22 protein-coding genes and 1 tRNA gene are annotated in these 19,962 nt (G+C 63.8%); 5 read left to right on the forward strand and 18 right to left on the reverse strand.

The window, feature by feature from the left end:
• The 6 genes from HNQ36_RS09010 to HNQ36_RS09030 all read right to left on the reverse strand — a co-directional run bounded on the left by HNQ36_RS09010 (position 1) and on the right by HNQ36_RS09030 (position 2,701).
• Positions 1–549 carry a S26 family signal peptidase gene (locus tag HNQ36_RS09010; RefSeq protein WP_184083913.1) on the reverse strand — a complete coding sequence of 183 codons (549 nt, stop codon included), beginning with the start codon at positions 547–549 and terminating at the stop codon, positions 1–3.
• Positions 546–1,043: a DUF2840 domain-containing protein gene (locus HNQ36_RS09015; RefSeq protein ID WP_024927785.1), complete on the reverse strand. Its 498-nt coding sequence runs from the start codon at positions 1,041–1,043 to the stop codon at positions 546–548. The genes HNQ36_RS09010 and HNQ36_RS09015 overlap by 4 nt, the downstream gene beginning before the upstream one ends.
• Positions 1,040–1,315, reverse strand: coding sequence for a helix-turn-helix transcriptional regulator (locus HNQ36_RS09020; RefSeq protein WP_024922047.1), 276 nt, complete (start codon positions 1,313–1,315; stop codon positions 1,040–1,042). Before HNQ36_RS09020 ends, HNQ36_RS09015 begins: the two co-directional genes overlap by 4 nt.
• Before the next feature lie 174 nt (positions 1,316–1,489).
• Positions 1,490–1,993 (reverse strand): DUF2285 domain-containing protein, encoded by a 504-nt coding sequence (locus tag HNQ36_RS26555; RefSeq protein ID WP_160166494.1) that lies wholly within the window; start codon positions 1,991–1,993, stop codon positions 1,490–1,492.
• Entirely contained in the window at positions 1,911–2,270 is a 360-nt protein-coding gene (locus HNQ36_RS26650) for a transcriptional regulator domain-containing protein (protein ID WP_425991103.1), read from the reverse strand. Before HNQ36_RS26650 ends, HNQ36_RS26555 begins: the two co-directional genes overlap by 83 nt.
• 170 nt (positions 2,271–2,440) lie before the next feature.
• Positions 2,441–2,701 carry a DNA -binding domain-containing protein gene (locus HNQ36_RS09030; RefSeq protein WP_024922050.1) on the reverse strand — a complete coding sequence of 87 codons (261 nt, stop codon included), beginning with the start codon at positions 2,699–2,701 and terminating at the stop codon, positions 2,441–2,443.
• Positions 2,702–2,918: 217 nt separating this feature from the next.
• Here HNQ36_RS09030 and HNQ36_RS09035 point away from each other — a divergent pair, with 217 nt between their 5' ends.
• Complete coding sequence (locus HNQ36_RS09035) at positions 2,919–3,146, forward strand: helix-turn-helix domain-containing protein (protein ID WP_024922051.1); 228 nt, start codon at positions 2,919–2,921, stop codon at positions 3,144–3,146.
• A 114-nt stretch (positions 3,147–3,260) separates the two neighbouring features.
• Here the strand turns inward: HNQ36_RS09035 and HNQ36_RS09040 are convergent, their stop codons facing one another.
• From HNQ36_RS09040 to HNQ36_RS09070, 7 genes are all read right to left on the reverse strand, one after another.
• Positions 3,261–3,584 carry a DUF736 domain-containing protein gene (locus tag HNQ36_RS09040; RefSeq protein WP_184084148.1) on the reverse strand — a complete coding sequence of 108 codons (324 nt, stop codon included), beginning with the start codon at positions 3,582–3,584 and terminating at the stop codon, positions 3,261–3,263.
• A gap of 557 nt (positions 3,585–4,141) precedes the next feature.
• Complete coding sequence (locus HNQ36_RS09045; RefSeq protein WP_051472561.1) at positions 4,142–4,753, reverse strand: hypothetical protein; 612 nt, start codon at positions 4,751–4,753, stop codon at positions 4,142–4,144.
• 27 nt (positions 4,754–4,780) lie between these two features.
• Positions 4,781–5,719 carry a DUF2493 domain-containing protein gene (locus HNQ36_RS09050; protein WP_184083915.1) on the reverse strand — a complete coding sequence of 313 codons (939 nt, stop codon included), beginning with the start codon at positions 5,717–5,719 and terminating at the stop codon, positions 4,781–4,783.
• A gap of 349 nt (positions 5,720–6,068) precedes the next feature.
• A complete protein-coding gene (locus HNQ36_RS09055) occupies positions 6,069–7,130 on the reverse strand; it encodes a DUF7146 domain-containing protein (RefSeq protein ID WP_184083917.1) in 1,062 nt (353 codons plus the stop codon).
• Positions 7,131–7,132: 2 nt separating this feature from the next.
• Positions 7,133–11,479, reverse strand: a complete 4,347-nt coding sequence (locus tag HNQ36_RS09060) for a strawberry notch-like NTP hydrolase domain-containing protein (RefSeq protein ID WP_184083919.1) — start codon at positions 11,477–11,479, stop codon at positions 7,133–7,135.
• 159 nt (positions 11,480–11,638) lie between these two features.
• Positions 11,639–12,244, reverse strand: coding sequence for a DUF6927 domain-containing protein (locus HNQ36_RS09065; protein WP_184083921.1), 606 nt, complete (start codon positions 12,242–12,244; stop codon positions 11,639–11,641).
• 116 nt (positions 12,245–12,360) lie between these two features.
• Positions 12,361–14,502: a ParB/RepB/Spo0J family partition protein gene (locus HNQ36_RS09070; protein WP_184083923.1), complete on the reverse strand. Its 2,142-nt coding sequence runs from the start codon at positions 14,500–14,502 to the stop codon at positions 12,361–12,363.
• Positions 14,503–14,856: 354 nt separating this feature from the next.
• On the opposite strand from HNQ36_RS09070, the gene HNQ36_RS09075 reads away from it, so the two are divergent.
• Entirely contained in the window at positions 14,857–15,066 is a 210-nt protein-coding gene (locus tag HNQ36_RS09075) for a hypothetical protein (protein WP_152544103.1), read from the forward strand.
• Between the two features lie 47 nt (positions 15,067–15,113).
• Here HNQ36_RS09075 and HNQ36_RS09080 read toward each other — a convergent pair whose 3' ends face one another.
• Complete coding sequence (locus tag HNQ36_RS09080) at positions 15,114–16,070, reverse strand: ArdC family protein (RefSeq protein WP_184083925.1); 957 nt, start codon at positions 16,068–16,070, stop codon at positions 15,114–15,116.
• A gap of 476 nt (positions 16,071–16,546) precedes the next feature.
• On the opposite strand from HNQ36_RS09080, the gene HNQ36_RS09085 reads away from it, so the two are divergent.
• Positions 16,547–16,735: a hypothetical protein gene (locus HNQ36_RS09085; protein ID WP_152544102.1), complete on the forward strand. Its 189-nt coding sequence runs from the start codon at positions 16,547–16,549 to the stop codon at positions 16,733–16,735.
• 43 nt (positions 16,736–16,778) lie between these two features.
• On the opposite strand, the gene HNQ36_RS09090 is transcribed toward HNQ36_RS09085, so the two are convergent.
• Positions 16,779–17,069, reverse strand: a complete 291-nt coding sequence (locus HNQ36_RS09090; RefSeq protein ID WP_024919088.1) for a hypothetical protein — start codon at positions 17,067–17,069, stop codon at positions 16,779–16,781.
• A gap of 162 nt (positions 17,070–17,231) precedes the next feature.
• The gene (locus HNQ36_RS09095) at positions 17,232–17,429 is read right to left on the reverse strand and encodes a hypothetical protein (RefSeq protein WP_246395321.1); all 198 of its coding nucleotides are present in this window, start codon (positions 17,427–17,429) and stop codon (positions 17,232–17,234) included.
• Positions 17,430–17,690: 261 nt separating this feature from the next.
• Here HNQ36_RS09095 and HNQ36_RS09100 point away from each other — a divergent pair, with 261 nt between their 5' ends.
• On the forward strand, positions 17,691–17,909 hold the full coding sequence (locus HNQ36_RS09100; protein WP_024919086.1) for a hypothetical protein: 219 nt from the start codon (positions 17,691–17,693) through the stop codon (positions 17,907–17,909).
• Here HNQ36_RS09100 and HNQ36_RS09105 read toward each other — a convergent pair.
• Both HNQ36_RS09105 and HNQ36_RS09110 read right to left on the reverse strand, forming a co-directional pair.
• Positions 17,902–19,254, reverse strand: coding sequence for a DUF6538 domain-containing protein (locus tag HNQ36_RS09105; protein WP_024919085.1), 1,353 nt, complete (start codon positions 19,252–19,254; stop codon positions 17,902–17,904). The two genes, HNQ36_RS09100 and HNQ36_RS09105, sit on opposite strands and share 8 nt — an antisense overlap.
• 137 nt (positions 19,255–19,391) lie before the next feature.
• Positions 19,392–19,465, reverse strand: a tRNA-Gly gene (locus HNQ36_RS09110).
• A gap of 129 nt (positions 19,466–19,594) precedes the next feature.
• On the opposite strand from HNQ36_RS09110, the gene HNQ36_RS09115 reads away from it, so the two are divergent.
• The gene (locus HNQ36_RS09115; RefSeq protein WP_046826871.1) at positions 19,595–19,867 is read left to right on the forward strand and encodes a DUF3551 domain-containing protein; all 273 of its coding nucleotides are present in this window, start codon (positions 19,595–19,597) and stop codon (positions 19,865–19,867) included.
• Positions 19,868–19,962: the final 95 nt, after the last annotated feature.

Below are 19,962 nucleotides of genomic sequence, written 5' to 3' on the forward strand. Positions count from 1 at the left end.
TCAGTCGGTTGGCGCGAACCAGACGAAGCGGCCGTCGCCGTCTTCATCGGTCCACACCGGAACGGCGCGCGCGATAATCGCGCTGCGCGGCAGGACGCCGAAGTAGCGGCCGTCGAGGCTGTCGTCGCTGTCCCAGTTCATGAGAAAGATTTCGTCGTCGCCGACGCGATGGCAGCCTTGCCATGACGGAAGCGGACGATTGCGGCTGTCACGCAGCCGCGATGGCGAAGGCAGCGCGACCGCATCAACCGTTATGGTGACATTGGCGCGGCAGACCTCCTGCCCTGGCAAAGCCACCACGCGTTTGAGAAGCGGGACGCCAAGCGGCAGGTAGCCGTTGAGATCGAGCGCGGTGGCGAGCGGCTCGGGAAGCCGGACGGCCACCAATGTCGTCACAGTGACATCTGCGTCCGGGTCCAGACGATAGAGTCCGCGCGGAATACTGGGTGTGAGATTCCAGATGTAATGCGGCGTGCGGTCAGGCGCACTTGCGCCGATCGCACCGATGCCGATGGCCGCAATCAGAATGGCGCGCCAGCGGGGATTCATAGCGCGATCTTTCGGCGTTTCAGCCAGGCCTGATGGCGGCCCGGCGTGTAGCGTCGCGGCGTCTCGCCAACGCTGAGGCGGTTGTGAATGTGCAGCCAGTGATCCGGCGCAACGTCGGCAGGGTCGATACCGAGAGCCTCGACGGCATCGATGGCCTGAAGCGCGCGTTCGATCTTCGGCCAGGCGGTCAGCGACAACAGGACGGCGGCGCCCGGCGCGACAAGCGGCACCGTGGTGAAGCCCTCGCCGTGTCCGACGGCGCGCAGGATATCGATCCGCGACGAGGTCGTGCCGTAGGTGTTTCCGGTCCAGCGCAACACGGCGAAGACGGCTCCGGGCGCAAAGCTTGCGCGCCGGCGTTCGCGGTCAAGATGCTGAATGGCAGCAGGATGGCCGAAGCGTAGGCGATGCTCGATTCTTTTGGCGCGCCAGACGAGATCGACATCGGTGCGCATATCGGCGGTGTGGGCTGCGCGGTTCGCGAGCATGATCATCGCGTCCCGCCCGTGCGTGGTGTCAGCTTGAGGACGAGCGGCTTGGCAGCGGGAATGACGCGCGCGTTGGGATCGTTGGTCGACTCCCGCAAGCCAATATCGGCCCAGGCGCGAATATCCGCGATCGCATAGACGACACGTCCGCCGAGTTTGCGGTAACGTGGACCGGTGCCGTAGGTGCGATGCTTTTCCAGCGTCCGCGGCGAAAGCCCGAGCAAACGAGCCGCCTCCGGCGTGCGCAGAAACCGTTCGAATTGATCCTTGTCGGCCATGGTGCGCGATCCGCAACAAACCACCACCGTCGACGTATCTCGGTGGAATGCGCGCAGTCTGGCGTAATCGGGGGCCTTGGGAGGATGACGAAGATGGCGCTCGTGATTTTGTCCATCCCCCCTTAGAACGTCGGCACGGTGTCTGTGCGACTGCTGGCGTCCGCTGGCTGCGCGCTAGTAGCCGAGCAGAAGATCGAGATAGCCGCCTTGCATGCGGCCGATGGCGTCACGGACGATGCGAATGATCTGCGCCCGCGTCGACGATGTCAGCCAGTCCCGGCGGCTTTGATGCCGCACGCCGGGATCGAGAAGGACTTCCGCAAGTTCGCGGTAAGTCGCATGTTCCTGCCAGCCATCAAGCGCACGCAGCATGAGAATGAGGCGACGACGCTGCTGTTGCGTCAGTGGCAGGACAGGCTTTGTCGCAGGATTGCCCTGCAGCCGATGCCACACCCGAAGGGTAGCAATGAGGCGGTGCGGGGTAATGGCGTCCATCGTCACCGACGCTGCGACCGGCGCGTCAGCGGCGATCGTGCCGCTGATCATGACCTGCTGGAGATCGCCATTGTCAGGCCACAGCGCGTGCTGATTGCCCCTATGTGCGATTGCCAGAACCGCGCTTGGAAAGACGTCGGGATGAAGGCTGCTGCTGCTCGCCACCGGGCTGGTGTGGAACACGACGGCCGCGGGTTGAACTGCGACATCCCAGACGGCCCGGGCCTGGTTGCACCGGAGCGCCGGGTCGCAAGGGAAAGCCCAGGCCCCAGCGCCGAACGAGCGCCAGGACCGCCTCCAGATCGTTCTGATTTCCGGTTTCCAACATGCGGCTCATCGCCTCGAAATCACGGCGGTAGTCAGAATTGCGCCGCAGGAATTCCCACGCCAGTCCGAGACGCTGCGCGTGCTTCAGATAGCCGCTTGCGTCGGCTGATCGCCAACCTCCGTGATCCGGCATGCCGTACCTCCAGCAATCTGCGTGAAGAGAGTCATGGGCCGTCCCGTTGCGGAGTATTCCGGGGACCTGTGCAGGCCAGAAGAGTCGCGGGTGCAAAGCGTTTTGCAGGGGCAGCAGGTCACGCCGCCCCGGTGGCGGGAGCCGGCGGCAAAAATGTTCGATATTTCAGTCTACTGCGGCGGCTTGAGGAAGCCGCGATAGCCGGTTGTGGTCATCCAGCGCGCCCGTGCAAGATGGCTGTCATGCACGCGCCGCGCGCGTTCGGGCTCTTTGTCCGGATCAATCCCGAAGATGATCTGCACCGCCTCGCGCCAATCGGCCCCTTCGTGATCGGCATCGAGCAAGCGAAGGTAGATCTCGACATGCCCCTCATCGTAGGGCGTCAGATGCGGCACATCGGGCGGTTGATCATCGAAAGCGTCTGTCGCCATAGGTGGTCCATTCCGATTGAGCATGGATGGCGGGCGACCCTAAGACAGAGATGCCGCGCCGCCATGACAGAATTGCGACTATCAAGGACCTGGTTGTCCGCTGGCGCTTCCAAACCCGACAGTCCCGAGGCGAGCCTTGGAGTTTGGAACGGCGGGCTGGAGCATTTTGTCGAAAATACTCCGTGGTGGAATACTCTACAAGCCGAACACTCACCGCATGCGTTTACGGGACGTGTTTGCTCGCAATCTGCGCCGTGCCCGGCAGGCCAAAAGCCTGTCGCAAGAGGCGCTGGCGCATGATGCGGACGTCGACCGGACTTATATCAGTTCGCTGGAGCGCGGCACCTATGCCGCCAGCATCGACACGGTCGAGAAGCTGGCAAACGTCCTCGGCATCGAACCTGACGAATTGCTGCGGCGCACTTCGGCGCGCGGCAAGAGCTAAGCGATGACTCTCTGCTGAGCGCGAAAAAGGCCGCGCGGCCGTGCGGAGGCCGCGACCTGGAAGCAGGACAGGAGCGATGCCCCGCCTTGCGGCGGGGCATCGGGAGCCGGCTGGTCAGTCGGCGTTGGCCTTGCGGGGGCGGGACCAGATCAGCGTCTGCGTCTCGCCGGCCTCGTCTTCGACCAGGTTCGCGTAGATTGGGCCGGTGAAGCTCGGGTCGTCGAGCTTGACCGAGTGATACGGGCGACCCTCGGTGGAGCGCTTGGCCCAAGCGGCGCCGATCTCGACTCGGCCGACATAGATGCGGTGGGACGGCGCGTTCTCGTTGCTGCTCGCCGGTTCACCGACGAGGCGGACGTTCTTGGCCTTGAGGCTGAGGGTGACGATCTCGCCGGTGAAGCCGTTTTCGGTCTTCGTGAAGGTGCCGATGTTCGCCATGATAGTTCTCCTTGCTCTCTGTTTCCGAGCCGCGACCATCGCGGTCTCGATGGCGACCGACTGGCTGGAGACGAGCGACGCCGCATCCGCTTTTAGGACCGAAGCGCAGCGGAGGATGCCAGGCGGGCAACTTTCTTGTCTCGCGAGGAATGGCGGCGCAGCCGCCAGGGGAAGAAAGTTGAACGACGGCATTGCGGCCAGTCGATCGAGGCGCAGCCGTTGTCCGGCCAAGGTCAGGCCATCGTAGACGTGAATGGACGCGCTTCTCGGAACAGGATCAGGCAAGGAGACGCGGCGAACGCGCCCAGAAGCAAAGGTCAAAAGCGCGCCGGCGCATCCCTCACCTGGCACGGCGATAGCGTCGTATTCGCCGCCCGAGAGCAGCAAAGACACGCACGCGCGTCTGGCCCGCTTCTCGTCCGGGCCGACGCGCGGCCGGCAGCGATCCGATAACGTGCCCGGTCTCGATGGTCGTTGCCGACACCGTCATCGTGCCGATCAGCGGCGAACCGAAGACGGCCGGGATACCATGCGTTCTGGTTGCCGAGCCGCCAACGCTATGACTGGACGGGCAGACGATATGCCTCCACACCGGCGGGCATCGCTGCAAGGCGCAGCCAGGCCGTCGCGCCGATGGCAACAGCGTCGACAAGCGCGAAGACATGGCGCCATCCCTCGGATGGGATCGTGAGTCCTCCAAGCGTGAGGCTCGCATAATAACCGGCGAGCGACGCCGGAATGGTAAACGTCAATCCCAGAACAATGCGCAGGACAGGTGAATGCGCAGTCGCGAACGCCGTTTGTCCGATAGCGAGAACGAAGCCGGCGCTGAGAAGGCCGAGGATGATCGCACCGGCCGCTCCGGCTCCGGTCACGTGAGCATAGAAAGCGACGGACAGACCGATGAAGAACGGCAACGCATAGACGGCAAGGCTGTAAAGAATCCAGCAGAAGACGCCGAGGCCGACGATGCTGAGTGGAATCGCGAGCGTAAGCATGGGTGGATGCTCCCGTGACAGAATGACAGGGTTTGTGCCTTCCACCACCTCCACGGCACGTTGATAGGTGTAATGGATGGCACTGTGCCCACCAAGCGAATTCCTGCTGTCGTCGTCATAGTGGTGACGCAGATCCGCATGGCGCGGCGAGCCGTCGCGCCAGTCGCGCATTGTGATTTTCGGAAACTGAGGCGGCGCTTACGCGCCGCCCGCGGTGGCGGGTTTGCCGATCTTGAACACCGGGATGCCAAGACGACGAGCCTTGTCGATGATGTTCGCCTGGATTCCCGTACCGGGTGTGACCAGAACGCCGATCGGCAAGGCCGCGAGCATTGCATCGTTGCGCTTGAACGGCGCGGCCTTGGCGTGCCTGTCCCAATCGGGGCGATATGCGATCTGCGGAACCTTGCGGTGATCGGCCCAGCGGGCGGCAATGCGTTCGGCGCCCTTCGGCGATCCGCCATGCAACAGCACCATGTCGGGATGCCTGGTGTGGACCTGATCGAGTCGACCCCAGATGGCGTGATGATCGTTGCAGTCAGCGCCACCGCTGAAGGCGACCTTCGGACCTGGCGGCAGCATGATCTCGGTTTCGGCTCGGCGTTTTGCCGCGATGAAGTCGCGACTGTCGATCATCGCGGCCGTCATCGTGCGATGGCTGACCTTCGATCCGGAGCGCGGATGCCAGTGCGACCCGCTGTACCGGGCGTAGAGGTCGGCGGACTGATCGCGGAACAGCTCCATGCTGTTGCGGCGCTCGACAAGGGTGAGACCTTCGGCGATGAGGCGTTCGAGTTCGACCGAGCGAATCTCGCTGCCGTCCTGTTCGGTCTGGCAGCGCCGCTGCGCCTGTTCGTTGTCGTCGAGCTGGTGTGCGATCCTCTCGCCGGCACGGTGAAAGATGTTGACGGTCGACCAGAGCAGATCGTCGAGGTCCGGCTCGAGCCTGGTGTCGCGCAGGCTCACGACGAGAGCGTCGAAGATGTCGGCGACGGCGCCTGCGATCATGCGCCCTTCGGGAAGTGGTCGCGTGTCCGGCTCGTCCTCGAAGGGGCGGTAACCGTAAAGCTGAAGTTCGTCGAGCGCGTGTTCGGTGACGGATGGCGTGGCCTCGGTGCGGTCGTGGTCGGTCGTCATGACGGTGCTCCTTGTCGGATCGGCCGCGCCCATCGCGGCCTTCATGGCGACGAAAGGCGGCGGACGGGCCAGACTTGCACCACGGCGCGCAGCGCCGTGGCCGGAGCAAAGCGGAGGATGCCGGAGGCGCGGTTATTTTGCTTCGCGATGCAAAGCGCGCCGTCGTCCTATGAATAAATGTGAGTGCCCTTCGGCGGCGCGCGGCGGAAAATAGCCGCGCCGCAGGCATTGCCGGGCCGGACCGTTTGCCGCAAAACGGCGCCTCTCAAGAAGGCCGGCTGCGCGGCCCTTTCCGAGACCGGGAGCTGCCGCACGACCCGCAAGCCCGCCGCACCGCCCCCGCCCTCCCTTAGCGGACCCGATCGGGCGTCAGCATGAAGCGGGCGACGTCCTGCGGGAGGAGTTGGAGCCGAATTGCGGCCCGCAGCGTATCCTCGCCGAGCAGCCGCAAATCGTCGTTGAAATCGCCGAGTGCCGGCGCCAGCGGGATCGCGTCGATGCCGGCCTCGCGGGCTCGATCGATCAGCGTGTCGTGCGCCGTATTGCCGGCAGGATCATCGTCGCGGGCGACATAGAGACGGCGTAGTCGGGCCGGAAACAGGATGGCAGCGAGATGCGCGGCCGAGAGCGCACTGAGCATCGGCATCATTGGCACAACCATGCGCAGCGACAGCATGGTCTCGATGCCCTCGCCTGCGGCGGCAACGTCATCCACCGCACCGAAACGCACGGCGTGTCCGAGCAGATCGCCCATCGCGCGGCGTGGCGTGTCGATCGCGGCCTTGCCGAGCGTCACCGGATCGAATCCTGACGGATTAAGCCAGGTGCGGTGCAGGCCGGTAATGCAGCGATCGCGGTTAGTGACTGCGGCAATCAGGGCCGGCAAGGTCTCGGTCGGACCATGCCCCTCGGGGCGAAAGTAGCAGCGCGGATGAAACCGCAGGCTCGCGGTCTCATGCAGGCGCGTGAGGCCACGCTGGTGCAGATAAATCTCGGCGAGCGTGCCGGCGATCGGTTGCGAGATTGCCCACAGGCGTTGTGCCGCCTCGGGCGATCCGGTCGGCGCCGCGGCTCGCCGGAGTCCGTGATCGGGCTCGGGAAGCGGTGGCGGCAGGCTGAGGATGCGGCGCGCTTCGCGGGCGGCGTCGCGGAACGGAAGGCTGCCCGCCATCTGGATGATGTCGAGCAGATCGCCGTGCTCGCCGGTCGCGGCATCGGTCCACTTTCCCGCCGCGCCTTTCCCGGATTCGGCTCCGGTCAGGCGCACGAACAGCGATCGCCCCGGCGTGTTCTTGACGTCACCCACCAGCCAGTAACGCCCTTCGCGGCGCCCGTTCGACAGATGGATACGGCACACCGCCTCTGCATGTCTTGTGAGGCGGCGCGCGAGATCGGAGGCATCCTGACGCATGATCAGGCCGCCTCGCGCTCGGCCACACGGGCCACCGGATAACGGTCGAGCACCTTGGCGAGCACGCCCGGTCCGTTGCGGTCGACGGGAACGAACATCCGCAACTTCCACGAGATGATCTCGTGAAACAGGCCATAGGCCGTGAGCCGCTCGCGCATGGCGTCGGTGAAGCCGGAGAGTTCAATCCGGTTGGCTCCCATCACGCGCACGCGCCGGAGCTGCAGGCCCTCGGCAAGTTCGATGATGGTGCGGCCATCGAGCAATGCCGCAAACACCGATTCAGGAGCGAGCGATGACGGAGCGGCCCCCGTCATGTTCGCGACCCAGGCTGGCGGCACCTTGCGGCCGATGATGCGGGCGCCGTCGTCGGTCTGGAGGCGATAGACGCGGGTGGATTCCTGCGGCAGCCGCTTCCAGATCGGAAGCAACAGTCCGGCGACGATATGGATTTCGCTGTCGGTGAACTCCGGAAGTGCGGCGAGTTCCCCCGACCACGCACGGGCGAAGACGGCGCGGTCGGCTTCCTGCCAATGGGTCTGCGGCATCGCCCCCAATGGCATGACCGGCTGCTCCATCGGACGGATCAGGCGAACGCGCCGTTCGACCTCCCCGTCGTCGAGCATGATGCTGCGCGCCGGCACCTGCACAGCGGCGCGGCCCGACTGGGTGTTGATCAGCAGCAACACCCGCGGATCAGACAACCGCTCCAGCGCATCATCGAGTGTAACGGGACTGTTGCGCTGGCGCTGCGTGATCGTGAGAAGCTGCGTCTCAGCGGCGGTGCCGGGATGGGTGTAGATTGTCTGCCGGCTGGTGACGGCGAAGCTCTCCGCCGTCAGGGTCTCCAGACCGACGTCGAACGTGCCGGACGCAATCGCGCCTTCGATGCGGGCGGCGAGCAGTTGCTCGAACGCCGCGAATAGAATGTTCTGCAAGTCGATCGTCAGAGCCAGAAGACGGTTGAGGAACGTCGTGATGGGCGGCAGCTCGTCCTTGATGCCGTTCGCATCCATAAGCTTCAGCCCGGTCGCACCTTCGAAGACTTGCAGCGAGTAGCCTTCGACCTTGCCGCCGACGATCAGGAGATAGAGTTGCCGCAGCGCGTCGCGCGCGTAATGGCTCTCCAGATTATCCTCGGCGCGGAACAGGCCCTGCCCGCCGGTCTGGCGCTGGCCCTTGGTGATGGCGCCGAGCGTGTCGAGACGGCGCGCGATGGTCGAAAGGAACCGCTTCTCGGCCTTGACGTTCGTGGCGATCGGCCGGAACAGCGGCGGCTGCGCCTGATTGGTGCGGTTGGTGCGGCCCAGCCCCTGAATGGCGGCATCGGCCTTCCACCCGGCCTCCAATAGATAATGTATGCGCAGCCGCCGGTTTCGGGCGGACAGTTCGGCGTGGTAGCTGCGTCCTGTGCCGCCGGCGTCGCTGAACACCAGGATGCGCTTGATGTCGTCCATGAACACCTGGGTTTCGGCGAGGTTGGCCGATCCGGCGCGGTTCTCCACCATCAAGCGGTCGGACGAGGCGCCGGTCTTCCGCACGATGCGGCGCGACCGCCCGGTGACTTCTGCGACCTGATCAGTGCCGAAACGCTGCACGATCTGGTCGAGCGCGCCATGCACAGGCGGCAACGAGGCGAGCTTCTCGATCATGCGATCCCGGCGTGCGACCGCGTCGCGGCTCTGCACCGGCTGACCGTCGCGGAAGACCGGACGCGACGACAGGTTGCCTTCGCCGTCGGTGAACGGCTCGTAGAGCTGGGTCGGAAAGCTGTGCGCGAGATAGTCGAGGACGTATTCGCGCGGCGTGATGTCGACCTGCACGTCGCCCCACTCTTCGGTCGGAATTTCGGCAAGGCGTCGCTCCATCAACGCTTCGCCGGTCGAGACGATCTGGATCACGGCAGCATGACCGGCTTTCAGGTCGCGCTCGACGGACGCAATCAGCGTCGGTGTTTTCATGGCGGTGATGAGATGATTGAAGAAGCGCTGCTTCGTGCTCTCGAAAGCCGAGCGCGCCGCGGATTTCGCCTGGGCGTTCAGCGTACCGGTTTCGCCGGTGACATTGGCCGCCCGCATGGCGGCGTCGAGATTGTTGTGAATGACCGAAAACGCACCGGCATAGTCGTCGTAGATGCGGATCTGTTCGTTCGTCAGCCTGTGTTCAACCAGTTCGTATTCGACGCCGTCATAGGACAGCGAACGGGCTGTATAGAGGCCGAGCGCCTTGAGGTCGCGGGCCAGCACCTCCATCGCCGCAACGCCGCCGCTCTCGATCGCCTCGACGAATTCGGCGCGGGACGCAAAGGGAAAGTCCTCCCCGCCCCACAGCCCAAGCCGCTGGGCATAGGCCAGGTTGTGAACGGTGGTGGCGCCGGTCGCCGACACATAAAGCACGCGCGCATTCGGCAAGGCGTGCTGGAGCCGCAGGCCGGCGCGCCCTTGCTGCGACGCCGCATGGTCGCCGCGCTCGCCCTTGCCTCCCGCCGCATTCTGCATCGCGTGGCTTTCGTCGAACACAATGACGCCGTCGAAATCGGATCCCAACCATTGGAGGATTTGCTGGACGCGCGAAAGCTTCTCGCCGCGCTCGTCGGAGCGTAGCGTGGCATAGGTCGTAAAAAGGATGCCTTCACCGAGCCGGATCGGCGTTCCCTGCCGGAAGTGCGACAGCGGCGTGATCAGGAGGCGCTCCTGGCCCAGCGCCAGCCAGTCCCGCTGCGCATCCTCGATCAGCTTGTCGGATTTGCTGATCCAAACCGCACGGCGGCGGCCCTTGAGCCAGTTGTCGAGAACGATGCCGGCGACTTGGCGGCCCTTGCCGGCGCCGGTGCCGTCGCCGAGAAAGAAGCCGCGCCGAAACCGCACCGCGTTCTCTGCATCGTCGCGCGCCGCGGTGACGCGGTCGAAGGTGTCGTCGACGCTCCAGCAGCCGGCGAGAACGTCGGCGTGCGCTTCGCCCGCGTAGATGACGGATTCGAGCTGCGCGTCCGAGAGCAGTCCGCCAGTGATGATGCTTGACGGTAGATGCGGGCGATAGGCCGGAACCGGCGGGGCGACCGACGCCATTGCGGCTGACTGCACGAGCTTCGTCGGGTGCGGCTTTGCGCCCGGCACGCGGATCGACTGGAGCGCGTATTCCTCATAGATCGCGTCCGTCAGGCGCGCCCCCTCACGAGGCGTCCAATCGACAGTCTCGTAGGCGAGTTCGATCGCCTCCGGCTCGGCGGCGGATGCTTTCGCCACCGCCCCCGACGCGGCCCGCGCCAGATAGCCGCGCACCGTGCGGGGAACGGCGGCAGACGGCGCCATTGGCGCACGCGCGGTGCCGGTGGCGGGAGGCCGGGGCGGAACGTGTTCGCCGATCCAACCGAGCAACGTCGCAACATCGCGCGCGACGCCGCAGGACGCCGGACATACGCCAGGGTCAGTGGCCGGCATCTTGTCGATCACGGTCAGCCGGGTCGGCGTCGTGGTGCCGTGCTTGGCATAGACCGCGCCGTCGATCGCCGCCGAGAACACGATGCGGCCTCGCTCCTGCAGCCGAACGAAGGCGTCGTGCCAGGCCGGATGATCGGGCGCGACATTGGCGTCGGTGATAGCGACCAAGCGCCCGCCGTCGGCCAGCCGGTCGAGCGCCGACGCGACATGGCGAAGGGCAGCGTCCGCGACGGGGCGGTCAACATGCACCGCGGCGGAGAATGGCGGATTCATCAGAATGACGCTCGGCACGAGGCCGCTGTCGAGATGATCGTCGATGTGGGCTGCGTCGTGCTGCGTCGTGGACACGGCGGGAAAGAGCTGCGTGAGGATGGCCGCGCGCGTCTCGGCGAACTCATTCAGCACCAGCGATGCGCCGGCGAGTTCACCGAATACGCCAAGCAACCCCGTTCCCGCCGAGGGTTCGAGCAGAACATCGGCGGGCGTGATCGCAGCCGCGACGCTTGCAGCGTATCCCAGCGCAACCGGGGTCGAGAATTGCTGAAGCGCCTCGCTCTCTTCGGAGCGGCGCGTATGGGTGGGAAGAAGAACGGAAACTTTGGCGAGCATCGGCAGCATTGCAGCAGGAGAAGCCGCCTTCGCCCGCATGGCGGGACCGAACTTGCGCAGGAACAGAACCATGGCGGCCTCGCAGGCTTCATAGGCCAGCTTCCAGGTCCAGGCGCCGTCGCTGTCGGAGCCGCCGAAGGTGGTTTGCATCGCGGCGCGCAGGATCGCGGCATCGATGCGGCGGCCGGATTCGAGATGGGGAGCGAGGAGCTGCGCAGCAGCGACGATGGCAACGGCGGGATCTGCCGGGGCGCAAACCGGCGCGGCCGCAGCGACGGCCGCGGAAGAGGACAATTGCGACATGATGGGAGCCTTACCGAGAGCGGGGACGGATCGGCCGCCCGGACGCTCTCTTTCTCCGCGGCGGCTCAAACCCGTCCCGGCCCGCCTCTCCCTTTCAGCAGCCGCCAAAAAGAAAGGGCCGGCGCGATCACGCCGGCCCCTTCGCGGTCAGACCGCCGACTACGGATGCGATCCTCCCGGATCAATCAGACTGTAGGTGAGACGTTTGACGTTGCTGATGCGATAGAGCCCGCCGCTATCGACAGCGCGAAACAACACGGTGCGATGACTGCGGGGATTGGCGACAACCTCGAACCTGTCGAGGCTGCGGCCGTCGGAGAACGAGAGCGCCGTATCGAAAACAATGGTCTGACCGGGCCGTGGCGTTGGCTTGCACGACAACGCGCGCCGCGCGGCCGCATTCTCCCGGCAGCGAGCACGCCATGCCTGGGCATAGGCATACTTGGTGGGCGTCAGCAGATTGAGAATTGCCTCCGGACAATTCGCTTCGTTCGGCCCGACTGTTTCGTCCATGTCCTTGTAGCCGAAGATATAGCCCTCGCGGTCGCGAGGATTGTAGTGAATGAGACAGACGGCAGCGAACACGATCCGTTCGGACGTCTCGGGGCGGATGTGCTCAATGGCAGCATAGTAGACCCGCATGCCAACGAGCGCGGATCGCAGCACTTTCGACGTCCCATCAGGACGAGAGAAGGAGAACTGTGCGTCGAGATACTGGCGTGGACCGGAATAGCCCTTGAGCGATTGCATGTAGAGCCAACCCATGACGGGGCTCCTTTCGAACAGGTTGTGAAATGCAAAAAGCCCGGCACTGCGGCCGGGCTTAAGGGGTGAAATGCTGGAAGGACGCGGGACGGCCGGAGCCGCCCCGCAGGATCGGGTCATTCGGCGGCGACGGCGTGCGCGTGCTCGTCTTCGGCCGTCTCGTCAGACTCCTCACCGTCATCGGTGAGGAATTCGGGCAGCGGGTCCGCGGCAGTTCCAGAGTCGTTCGATTCCGACGTGGTCTCGGCAGGACGCAGCGGCTCGGGGAGCCAGCCGGTGTCGTCGAGCAGCCGCTCGGCCTCCTTCGCCATTTCGCCCTTCTTGAGATGGTCGATGAGCTGGGCGGAGGATTCGCCTTTGGCTTCACGCACCGCCTCGAGAATGCGGCTCTTGGTGACGCGCCCGAGATAGTTCTCGACCGTCGGCCGCCATCCGGCTTCCACCATGTTAAGATTGACCGCCCGCACCAGACGATCGGCCTGGTCGAGGCGGCGGCGCAGACCGTGCGACGACACGCCGTTGCCATCGTAACGATCGACCTTCTCGAACAGCGCGTTCACGCCGAAGGAGACGCAATGCGCGAGCAACGTCGTGCGGCTGGCCTCGTCGAGCGCGGCGAGCCAGTCCCATAATGCGGCTTCATCGTCCGGCATGTCGGCCGACCAGGCCTTGTGACGCTCGTCGATCGACGTCGCCGAAGCGCTGTCTTTCAAACCAGGTGCCTGCGCCGGCAACTGGACGTGCCGGACCGCTGCCTCGATGCAGCCGGGCACATAGGCCGTAAAGAAGGCATCGGTGCAGAGCTTGTGCAGAAGCGCGGTCATCGCAACATGCGGGTTGTTCGCAAGTGCGTCCCGCAGCGCGAGGGTGCGATGGGCCGTCAGTTCCATGACGAGGCGATCGGGCAACGGTTTGATGCCGTCGTCCTCATCATCGTCGGCCTCGGGTTGACCGCGGCCGACCGTGATCACGGCGCGGGGTGCGCTCCCCGGTTCGCCACCCTCCACGCGGCCGTCGTCATCATCGCCCTCTTCGCCAGATTCGGGCTCCACTAAAGCGGCGCGATACGCCGCTTCGTCCTCGTCGCGCACATAGCCGCGTTCGACCAGAAGTTCTCCTTCGGAGTCGATGCTGACGAAGGCGCCAGCGTGAACGATTTCCGCCGGGTCGAACACATGGGGACGGTTCTCGAAGGCGGCGATGGCCTCTTCGATTTCGCCGAGGCGGACATCGACCTCGTCGGGCAGTTCGTCCGCGTCCTGATATTTCGCCTCAAGCGTCGCATATTCGGAGCGCAGCGCGTCGTATGTAGACTGCTCATCGGCGGTGAGGTCGGCCGGCACGCCCGCAAGTTCGCGCATGCCGTGGTCGTGGCCGTAGGGGAAGCAGATGGCGACATCGATCCACTTCCAGCCTTCGGCCGCGATCGTCTCCGCCTCGGTCTTCAGCTTGTCGGTGACGAGGCGCTCCAGCAGCGGCACGTCCTGGAGCCAGCCGCCATCATCGCTTTCGAACAGGTCGCGCAGCACTGTGCCGCCGGCGGCTTCATAAGCCTCGACGCCGACGAATTGTGCCCGCCTGTCGGAGGCGCGAACCGTGCTCTCCGTCAGCATGCGCCGGATCTGGTAAGCCTCGTCGTTTCCGGATTTGCTGACAGTCTCCCACACCTGCTCCTGGCGGGCGTGATCGCCGGTGACGGTGAACGCCATGAGCTGTTCGAGCGTCATGCCGTCTTCGGCGTAGACGTCAAGCAGGCTCGGCGCCACGGACGCGAGCCGCAGCCGCTGCTTCACGACATTGACCGAGACGAAGAACCTGGCGGCAATATCCTCGTCGGACTGCCCCTGCTCGCGGAAAGTCTGGAACGCGCGGAACTGATCGAGAGGATGAAGCGCTGCTCGCTGCACGTTTTCGGCCAGCGAGTCTTCCTCGGCAGAGACGTCCGCATCAGCGTCCCGCACGACGCAAGGAACCGGCGCGGTTCTAACGAGACGCTTCTGCTTCACCAGCAGTTCGAGCGCGCGGTAGCGGCGACCGCCCGCCGGCACCTCGAACATGCCGGTTTCCTGGCCCTCGGCGTCGAGCACCGGCCGGACATTGAGACTCTGCAGCAGGGTCCGCCGCGCGATGTCCTCGGCCAAATCCTCGATCGAGATTCCGGCCTTGATCCTGCGCACATTGGACTGCGACAGAACCAGTTTATTGAAGGGAATGTCGCGCGACGACGACAGCTTGATCTTCTGAACGGCCTTTGCCATGTCAGTGTCTCCGAAACGGGCGGCCGAAAGCCTCTCTCTCGACCTCCAACCCGTCACGGAAAACCCACCCTCCTCTCCCTCTCGCGCGCTTCCGGTGAACGCACACGCCAGAGGCTGCGAACCGCTCCCGTGCCGCGATCCGGCGGGAAGTGATTGTTGGCGGCCGCCGTGGGCGCGCTGCCGCCATCGGGCGATATCGTCGCCGCGATGTCAGCGAGGCTGAACAAACCGGGCGCGAAAAGATTTCATGTTAGGGGCGGCTCAGTTGTCTTTATGGGGGGCGTGAGTAGGCCGCCGATGGCTATGTTCGCCCCAACGATAAAGGACCGGGAGCGGTTGCGGATAACAGGCGAAATGGCGGGTCACACAGACAACTTCGAGGCCGGGACGCGGTTTCGCCTCAGCGAACTGGGAAAGGCGCGGAATCCCAAACAGGCGGCAAAGGTCGGGACGGTGCTTCGGAAAGCCCGGACCAGAAACCAGGTCATCATCCTGTTCGATGGACACACCACGCCGGTCACGTTCCATCGAACCTACATCGAACCGCTTCCCGCCGGGGAGTAAACCGGCCACGTTCCGCCGTCGGCCGGTTCTGTCGAAGCATCCTGTGATCAGGCCACTTTCCTCTCCTCATCTGGCACATCCCTTGAAGCGTTCCCAGTCGGCAGGAAGCCAAGGATGTAGTCGGCAGCCTTGCTGGCCTGGCTTGCAGCGCGCACGATCGCCCGGTCATCTTCACGCAGGACATCGAGCCACGAGCCGATATAGTCGGCGTGCCGCACGGTCGGAACGATCCCGAGCGAGGCGCAACAGAAAGCCGCATTCAATTCCGCCACGAGTTCCTCGAGCGCATATTTTTTCGTGCCGTAGCTGCCACCAAGATCGCGGTTGAGACGCGATGGATGACCGCTGGCATGGCCGAGTTCATGCAGCGCCGTGCGGTGCCAGTTGATCGGCTCGAAATAAGCCGCCGGCGGCGGCACCTGCACATAGTCTTCGGACGGCATGTAGAAGGCACGATTGCCGCCGATCCGGAAATCGACGCCGGTCGCCTTGATCAGTGCTTCGACAACCGGCTCGATCATGCCGGGCGGCGGCAGCGGCGCTGCAATGGCGATCTCCACCGGCAGATCGTCGCACTGGTCGGTGTTGAACACCGTGAAGCGTTTCAGGAACGGAATGGCCTGCGCTTCGTCGCCGGTGTCCGCCGCGCGCTTCTTCTCATCATTCGGAATGAAGCGGTCGGCATAGACCACGGTCGTGCCGCGCTCGCCCTTACGGACATGGCCGCCGAGCGAGAGCGCCTGGCGGAACGTCAGCCAGCTCTGTCCCGCAAAGCCGCGTTCGATGACGGCACCCCACAGGATCAGGACATTGACGCCACTGTATTGCCGGCCGGTGGCGGCATTCTTCGGCACCGCCAGCGCCGCCTTCGCCGCCGCGGTGCCCCACGGCTGGACCCAGGGCACCCGCCCCGCCTCCAACTCGGCGATGATCTTGCCGGTGACTTCGTCGTAGAGGCTCGCCCGGTCCTTGTCGGCGCGCGCATGAGAATAATATCTGGACATCGCGGATCTCCGCGACGGGCGCCGCGAGACTTTCCCGCGACTTCCAACCCGTCACGGCCAATCCGGTCCGCACTCTCACTCTCGCTCAGATCTCCCTGCACCGATCCGCGGAAGCGGCTTTCTGGTGGTATTGCCGCGAGGACTGCGTGAGGGATGGAAGCCCGAAGGGGGAAAACCCGGCTCGCCCGGGGTTTCAGCGTCAGCCGACAGCCCGGTCCCGACAGGGACACGCCCTCCTCACGGGAGGCTCTGCAATGTCTAAATGTTGAGGTCATTTTCGCGCCACCGCCGCCAGCACAGAGCGACGTCTCACTGGGCTTGGAAAACTTATTTTCGAATTCGTTGCGGGTTAGGCTTCTCTCAAGTGTCTTTCTAGTGAGCAGGAATGGCTTGTTTCAGCACCAGCAGTCTTGGCCAGTGTCTCATCTGGTTGTCTCATTCTTCGCAGGTTCTGCGATCCGGCCGAGCGTATGTCGATGACGGTCGCACTCAAATTCTTCTGTCCGACGGCGCGCCAGCTTTTCGAAAGCGGGATCTGGATGGATGCCGAAACAGTGAACCGTCAACGCTTGAAGCTTGTTTCGGTTGATTGCCCGCTTTGTAAACGGACCCACCGCTTCATGCTGGCGGATGCGCGCCTCGACGACGAAGACGTGGCCTCGTAAGGCCTTTTCCGGGAGCATCCGTCCGATAGCGCGGAAACATCACTCAGCGGCCCCGGGGAGCAGACGATGCCAACCGGGCGAGCGCCGGTTCAAGCTGATAATACGCGCCCAGAACCCAGACACCGCCTGCGGATGGTGAAACAACGATGTCGATGTGGGGCGGTGACACCAGCTTGCGCATGCTGGCGGCGAGTGCCTCGGGATCGGGTGCGCGGAAGAATGCGCAAAAAGACGACCACGATCGTTCGGCAGCAAGGCCTCGACTCTGCATGTCTTCAAGCTCCAGCCACTCGCCGTCAATCTTGGCGAACTGGAGCCGAACGATGTTGGGCAATCCCGGATCGGCAGATGAGTCAGGGGACTCGTTCGCTTGTCCGGAGTCGCGGCTTATGGCGGGTCGAAGGGCCGGCATCAGACGACAACAATTTCCGGAGTGACGCCGATCCAGGCTGGAGCGGATGCGCCTCTGCTCAACGGACGGCGGACGGGCATGCCGTCACGGCCTCACGTCGTGCAGCGAACGGGTTTCCGCGTCGTAAACACGAATCCGCAGCGCGGGAAAACGGCGTTTCAATTCTGCGGCTCCGGATTCCGCCCCTTCTTTCGTGCTGAATTCAGTTTTGATTTGACCGTCGATCTCAAGTGCAAAGCCGATCTTGGATGAAACCGCAGAACGAAGTGGCATGGGAAGCATTCCGGCAAGCAGGACAGATGAGACGAGTTACGGCGAGTCCCGGTGCAGTGACAAGCTCAATCGGCGCTGTGCAAGCTCCGGCGACTCGGCCATGATGTCTGGATTCCCCTTTATCGGTTTACAGGCGCTGCCCAGGCGAGTGACGCGCGCACCGCTATTTCTACGCTGTGGCGTCCGTTTCAGCGAACACGGTGCGCCGGCCCTTTTCCCGAATGATCCGACGCTTTAGCTGCTCTGGAGACGTTTGCGTTTCGAGGCAGTATGCACGATGGACACTGGGCAGAGCGTCGACGACCGCCAGCCGCGACCGTTACGGTTGAAGAACTGGAGGGTTATCTCGATCGGCTGGCACAGATCATCGTCCAGGCCGGCAAGAAGGGGGCCGTCTATCTGCCGCTCTACGAGCGACTGGAGAGCGAACTCGAAAAGGCCAAAGCGATGGACGCCCGACTGGCACGGGTCCAGGAACGGATCAAATAATCGTTTCGTCGAAGGGCAATGCGAGTTTCAGCAACTCCGCTTGCCGCCATTCCAGCGATCCACCGGCTCCGTATTTCGGACGATCGATCGCGTGTCCCATCAGCAAGCGTCTCAACTCATCATCAACGCCGGCGTTCTTGAGGCGGTCCTCGAAGGAATGCCTGAACGAATAGATCTTGTGCTTTGGCGTCGGGAAAAGCTCGTTCTCGCGAAAGAACTTGTTGAGCGCAGCCGACATGCTGCTTTCCTTGTCCTTGTATCGCGCAAACCCTTTCGGAAACTTTTTCATCGCGGCAAGGGCTGCACCGACAAGCGGGACGGCCCGGATCGACGTCGCCGTCTTGATTTCTCTGGGATCATCCGGATCCAGGCGGGGCTCAATCAGGATGTGCGGGACCGGATCGTCCAGTTTGATGAAGGGTTCGGTCAGGTTGCAGATTTCGCTCGGGCGGGCTCCGGTTTCGACGAGCGTGAGAACAATGGCCCGGCCCTCCGGATTCATGCGGGCCAACGCCCCGGGCTTCAGGACTTTTGTCTTGATCCAATCGACCGAGAATGGCGGGCGCGTTTTCTTGAACTTGTCGGCAAACCAGAAGCTCGCAAACGGGTTCTGACGATCGAACTCCCCGAGATGCTTGAAGTAAGAATCGTAGAGCACGCGAAGATTGCCGACCATGCGATTGCACATGGACGCGGATCTGCGGTCCTTGGCGTTCTTGTTGACGAGCTTTGCGAGCCAGAATTTGTAGAAAGTCCTTCCGTCGTCGCGTGTAATGTCGACCATCGGCTTGTCACCGACGACGTTGATGAAGGAGTTGATCGCTCGCTTCTTGACGTTCTTCCAGCGCTCACGCTGTGCCGGACTTTTGCCGGTAAGCTCGTCCGCGACGATTTCCTCACAATAGACCTTGAACGCGCCGCTGACTTTGACCTTGGGCAGCGGCTCGGCGCCCAGGACCGCCGCTGCGACAGCAGCCGGCGTGTCCACCGGCTTGACCACGTTCATACGTTGCAGGATTTGCGGGATGGGCTGCTGCGCCAGTTCATCGACGGGGTAGTAGTTGAAGCCCATCGCTTCGCACAGCAGCCTGGCCGCCTGATACTTCTCGAGGGCCTGGGAGGGCTCCCTCCCCTCCAGCAGCATCGCCGCCCAGAGTTGATTGTCTGCCTTCTCAAGAACATCGCGCTGCGCACGCGCTTTCGCGAGATCATCAGTCTTGAGCGAGTGCCGAATGAGCGGCGCGCGGCTGTCGATTGCCGCGAGCGTCTTGGGCACACGGCGCCAGTAATACAGCACGCCATTGCGCGGAAACAGAAAGCGATCCTGGTCGGACTTGTGAAGCATATCCGCGTCTGTCAGGTGTCTCAGCGTGTATCCCAATTTGTATCACACTATAGCACACAGACAGACACGCGACAACCGCAGACTTAAGTAATCTGCTGTTTTTTCAGGTTGTTATGAATTTTATGGGGCTGGGATTTTGGAGCGGGTGAAGGGAATCGAACCCTCGTATTCAGCTTGGAAGGCTGCTGCTCTACCATTGAGCTACACCCGCGACGCGGCGAGCACTAGCATGGCCGTTCCGCCGCCTCAACCACGTTTGATTTGAAGTCAGGTCCCAACGGAACCATATTCCCGTAAGAATGTTTCCGCTTTAGCCTCTTTCCAACCGGGAGAACGTCTCATGCGCAATGCACTTTTCGCCGCTCTGGCCGTGGCAGGCGTGGCCGTGTTCGGCGCCGGCTCGGCCGAAGCCCGGGATTATCGCTATTGCCTGGTCGAAGGCTTCCAGGCCGGCCCCGGCACCTGCTATTACAATACATATGCGCAGTGCATGGCGAGCGCATCGGGACGCCGGGCTTACTGCCAGGTCAACCCGGTCTTTGCTTTCGCCGAGCAGTATCGACCTGCCCCCAAGCCGCGCAAGGTCTACCGCGAGCGGCGCTACTACGATTGAGTCATTAGCCTAAGCAGCCTGCAATCGCCGCTCATCGAAAAAGCCGCCCTCGGGCGGCTTTTTATTGCATCAGTTCGCTATGTCATCAGCGTGAC

Origin of the sequence: Afipia massiliensis (assembly GCF_014203115.1) — a bacterium.
Taxonomy (GTDB): domain Bacteria; phylum Pseudomonadota; class Alphaproteobacteria; order Rhizobiales; family Xanthobacteraceae; genus Afipia; species Afipia massiliensis.

What these genes read in the sequence shown, in the direction of transcription:
- HNQ36_RS09035 (WP_024922051.1), top strand. Translation starts at nt 2,919, where the DNA reads ATGCGTTTACGGGACGTGTTTGCTCGCAATCTGCGCCGTGCCCGGCAG.
- HNQ36_RS09075 (WP_152544103.1), top strand. Translation starts at nt 14,857, where the DNA reads ATGGCGGGTCACACAGACAACTTCGAGGCCGGGACGCGGTTTCGCCTC.
- HNQ36_RS09060 (WP_184083919.1), bottom strand. Translation starts at nt 11,479, where the DNA reads ATGTCGCAATTGTCCTCTTCCGCGGCCGTCGCTGCGGCCGCGCCGGTT.
- HNQ36_RS09080 (WP_184083925.1), bottom strand. Translation starts at nt 16,070, where the DNA reads ATGTCCAGATATTATTCTCATGCGCGCGCCGACAAGGACCGGGCGAGC.
- HNQ36_RS09105 (WP_024919085.1), bottom strand. Translation starts at nt 19,254, where the DNA reads ATGCTTCACAAGTCCGACCAGGATCGCTTTCTGTTTCCGCGCAATGGC.
- HNQ36_RS09020 (WP_024922047.1), bottom strand. Translation starts at nt 1,315, where the DNA reads ATGGCCGACAAGGATCAATTCGAACGGTTTCTGCGCACGCCGGAGGCG.
- HNQ36_RS09095 (WP_246395321.1), bottom strand. Translation starts at nt 17,429, where the DNA reads ATGCTTCCCATGCCACTTCGTTCTGCGGTTTCATCCAAGATCGGCTTT.
- HNQ36_RS09100 (WP_024919086.1), top strand. Translation starts at nt 17,691, where the DNA reads ATGCACGATGGACACTGGGCAGAGCGTCGACGACCGCCAGCCGCGACC.
- HNQ36_RS09085 (WP_152544102.1), top strand. Translation starts at nt 16,547, where the DNA reads ATGACGGTCGCACTCAAATTCTTCTGTCCGACGGCGCGCCAGCTTTTC.
- HNQ36_RS09010 (WP_184083913.1), bottom strand. Translation starts at nt 549, where the DNA reads ATGAATCCCCGCTGGCGCGCCATTCTGATTGCGGCCATCGGCATCGGT.
- HNQ36_RS09115 (WP_046826871.1), top strand. Translation starts at nt 19,595, where the DNA reads ATGCGCAATGCACTTTTCGCCGCTCTGGCCGTGGCAGGCGTGGCCGTG.
- HNQ36_RS09065 (WP_184083921.1), bottom strand. Translation starts at nt 12,244, where the DNA reads ATGGGTTGGCTCTACATGCAATCGCTCAAGGGCTATTCCGGTCCACGC.
- HNQ36_RS09030 (WP_024922050.1), bottom strand. Translation starts at nt 2,701, where the DNA reads ATGGCGACAGACGCTTTCGATGATCAACCGCCCGATGTGCCGCATCTG.
- HNQ36_RS09055 (WP_184083917.1), bottom strand. Translation starts at nt 7,130, where the DNA reads ATGCGTCAGGATGCCTCCGATCTCGCGCGCCGCCTCACAAGACATGCA.
- HNQ36_RS09045 (WP_051472561.1), bottom strand. Translation starts at nt 4,753, where the DNA reads ATGCGCGACTGGCGCGACGGCTCGCCGCGCCATGCGGATCTGCGTCAC.
- HNQ36_RS09040 (WP_184084148.1), bottom strand. Translation starts at nt 3,584, where the DNA reads ATGGCGAACATCGGCACCTTCACGAAGACCGAAAACGGCTTCACCGGC.
- HNQ36_RS09015 (WP_024927785.1), bottom strand. Translation starts at nt 1,043, where the DNA reads ATGATCATGCTCGCGAACCGCGCAGCCCACACCGCCGATATGCGCACC.
- HNQ36_RS26650 (WP_425991103.1), bottom strand. Translation starts at nt 2,270, where the DNA reads ATGCCGGATCACGGAGGTTGGCGATCAGCCGACGCAAGCGGCTATCTG.
- HNQ36_RS09050 (WP_184083915.1), bottom strand. Translation starts at nt 5,719, where the DNA reads ATGACGACCGACCACGACCGCACCGAGGCCACGCCATCCGTCACCGAA.
- HNQ36_RS09070 (WP_184083923.1), bottom strand. Translation starts at nt 14,502, where the DNA reads ATGGCAAAGGCCGTTCAGAAGATCAAGCTGTCGTCGTCGCGCGACATT.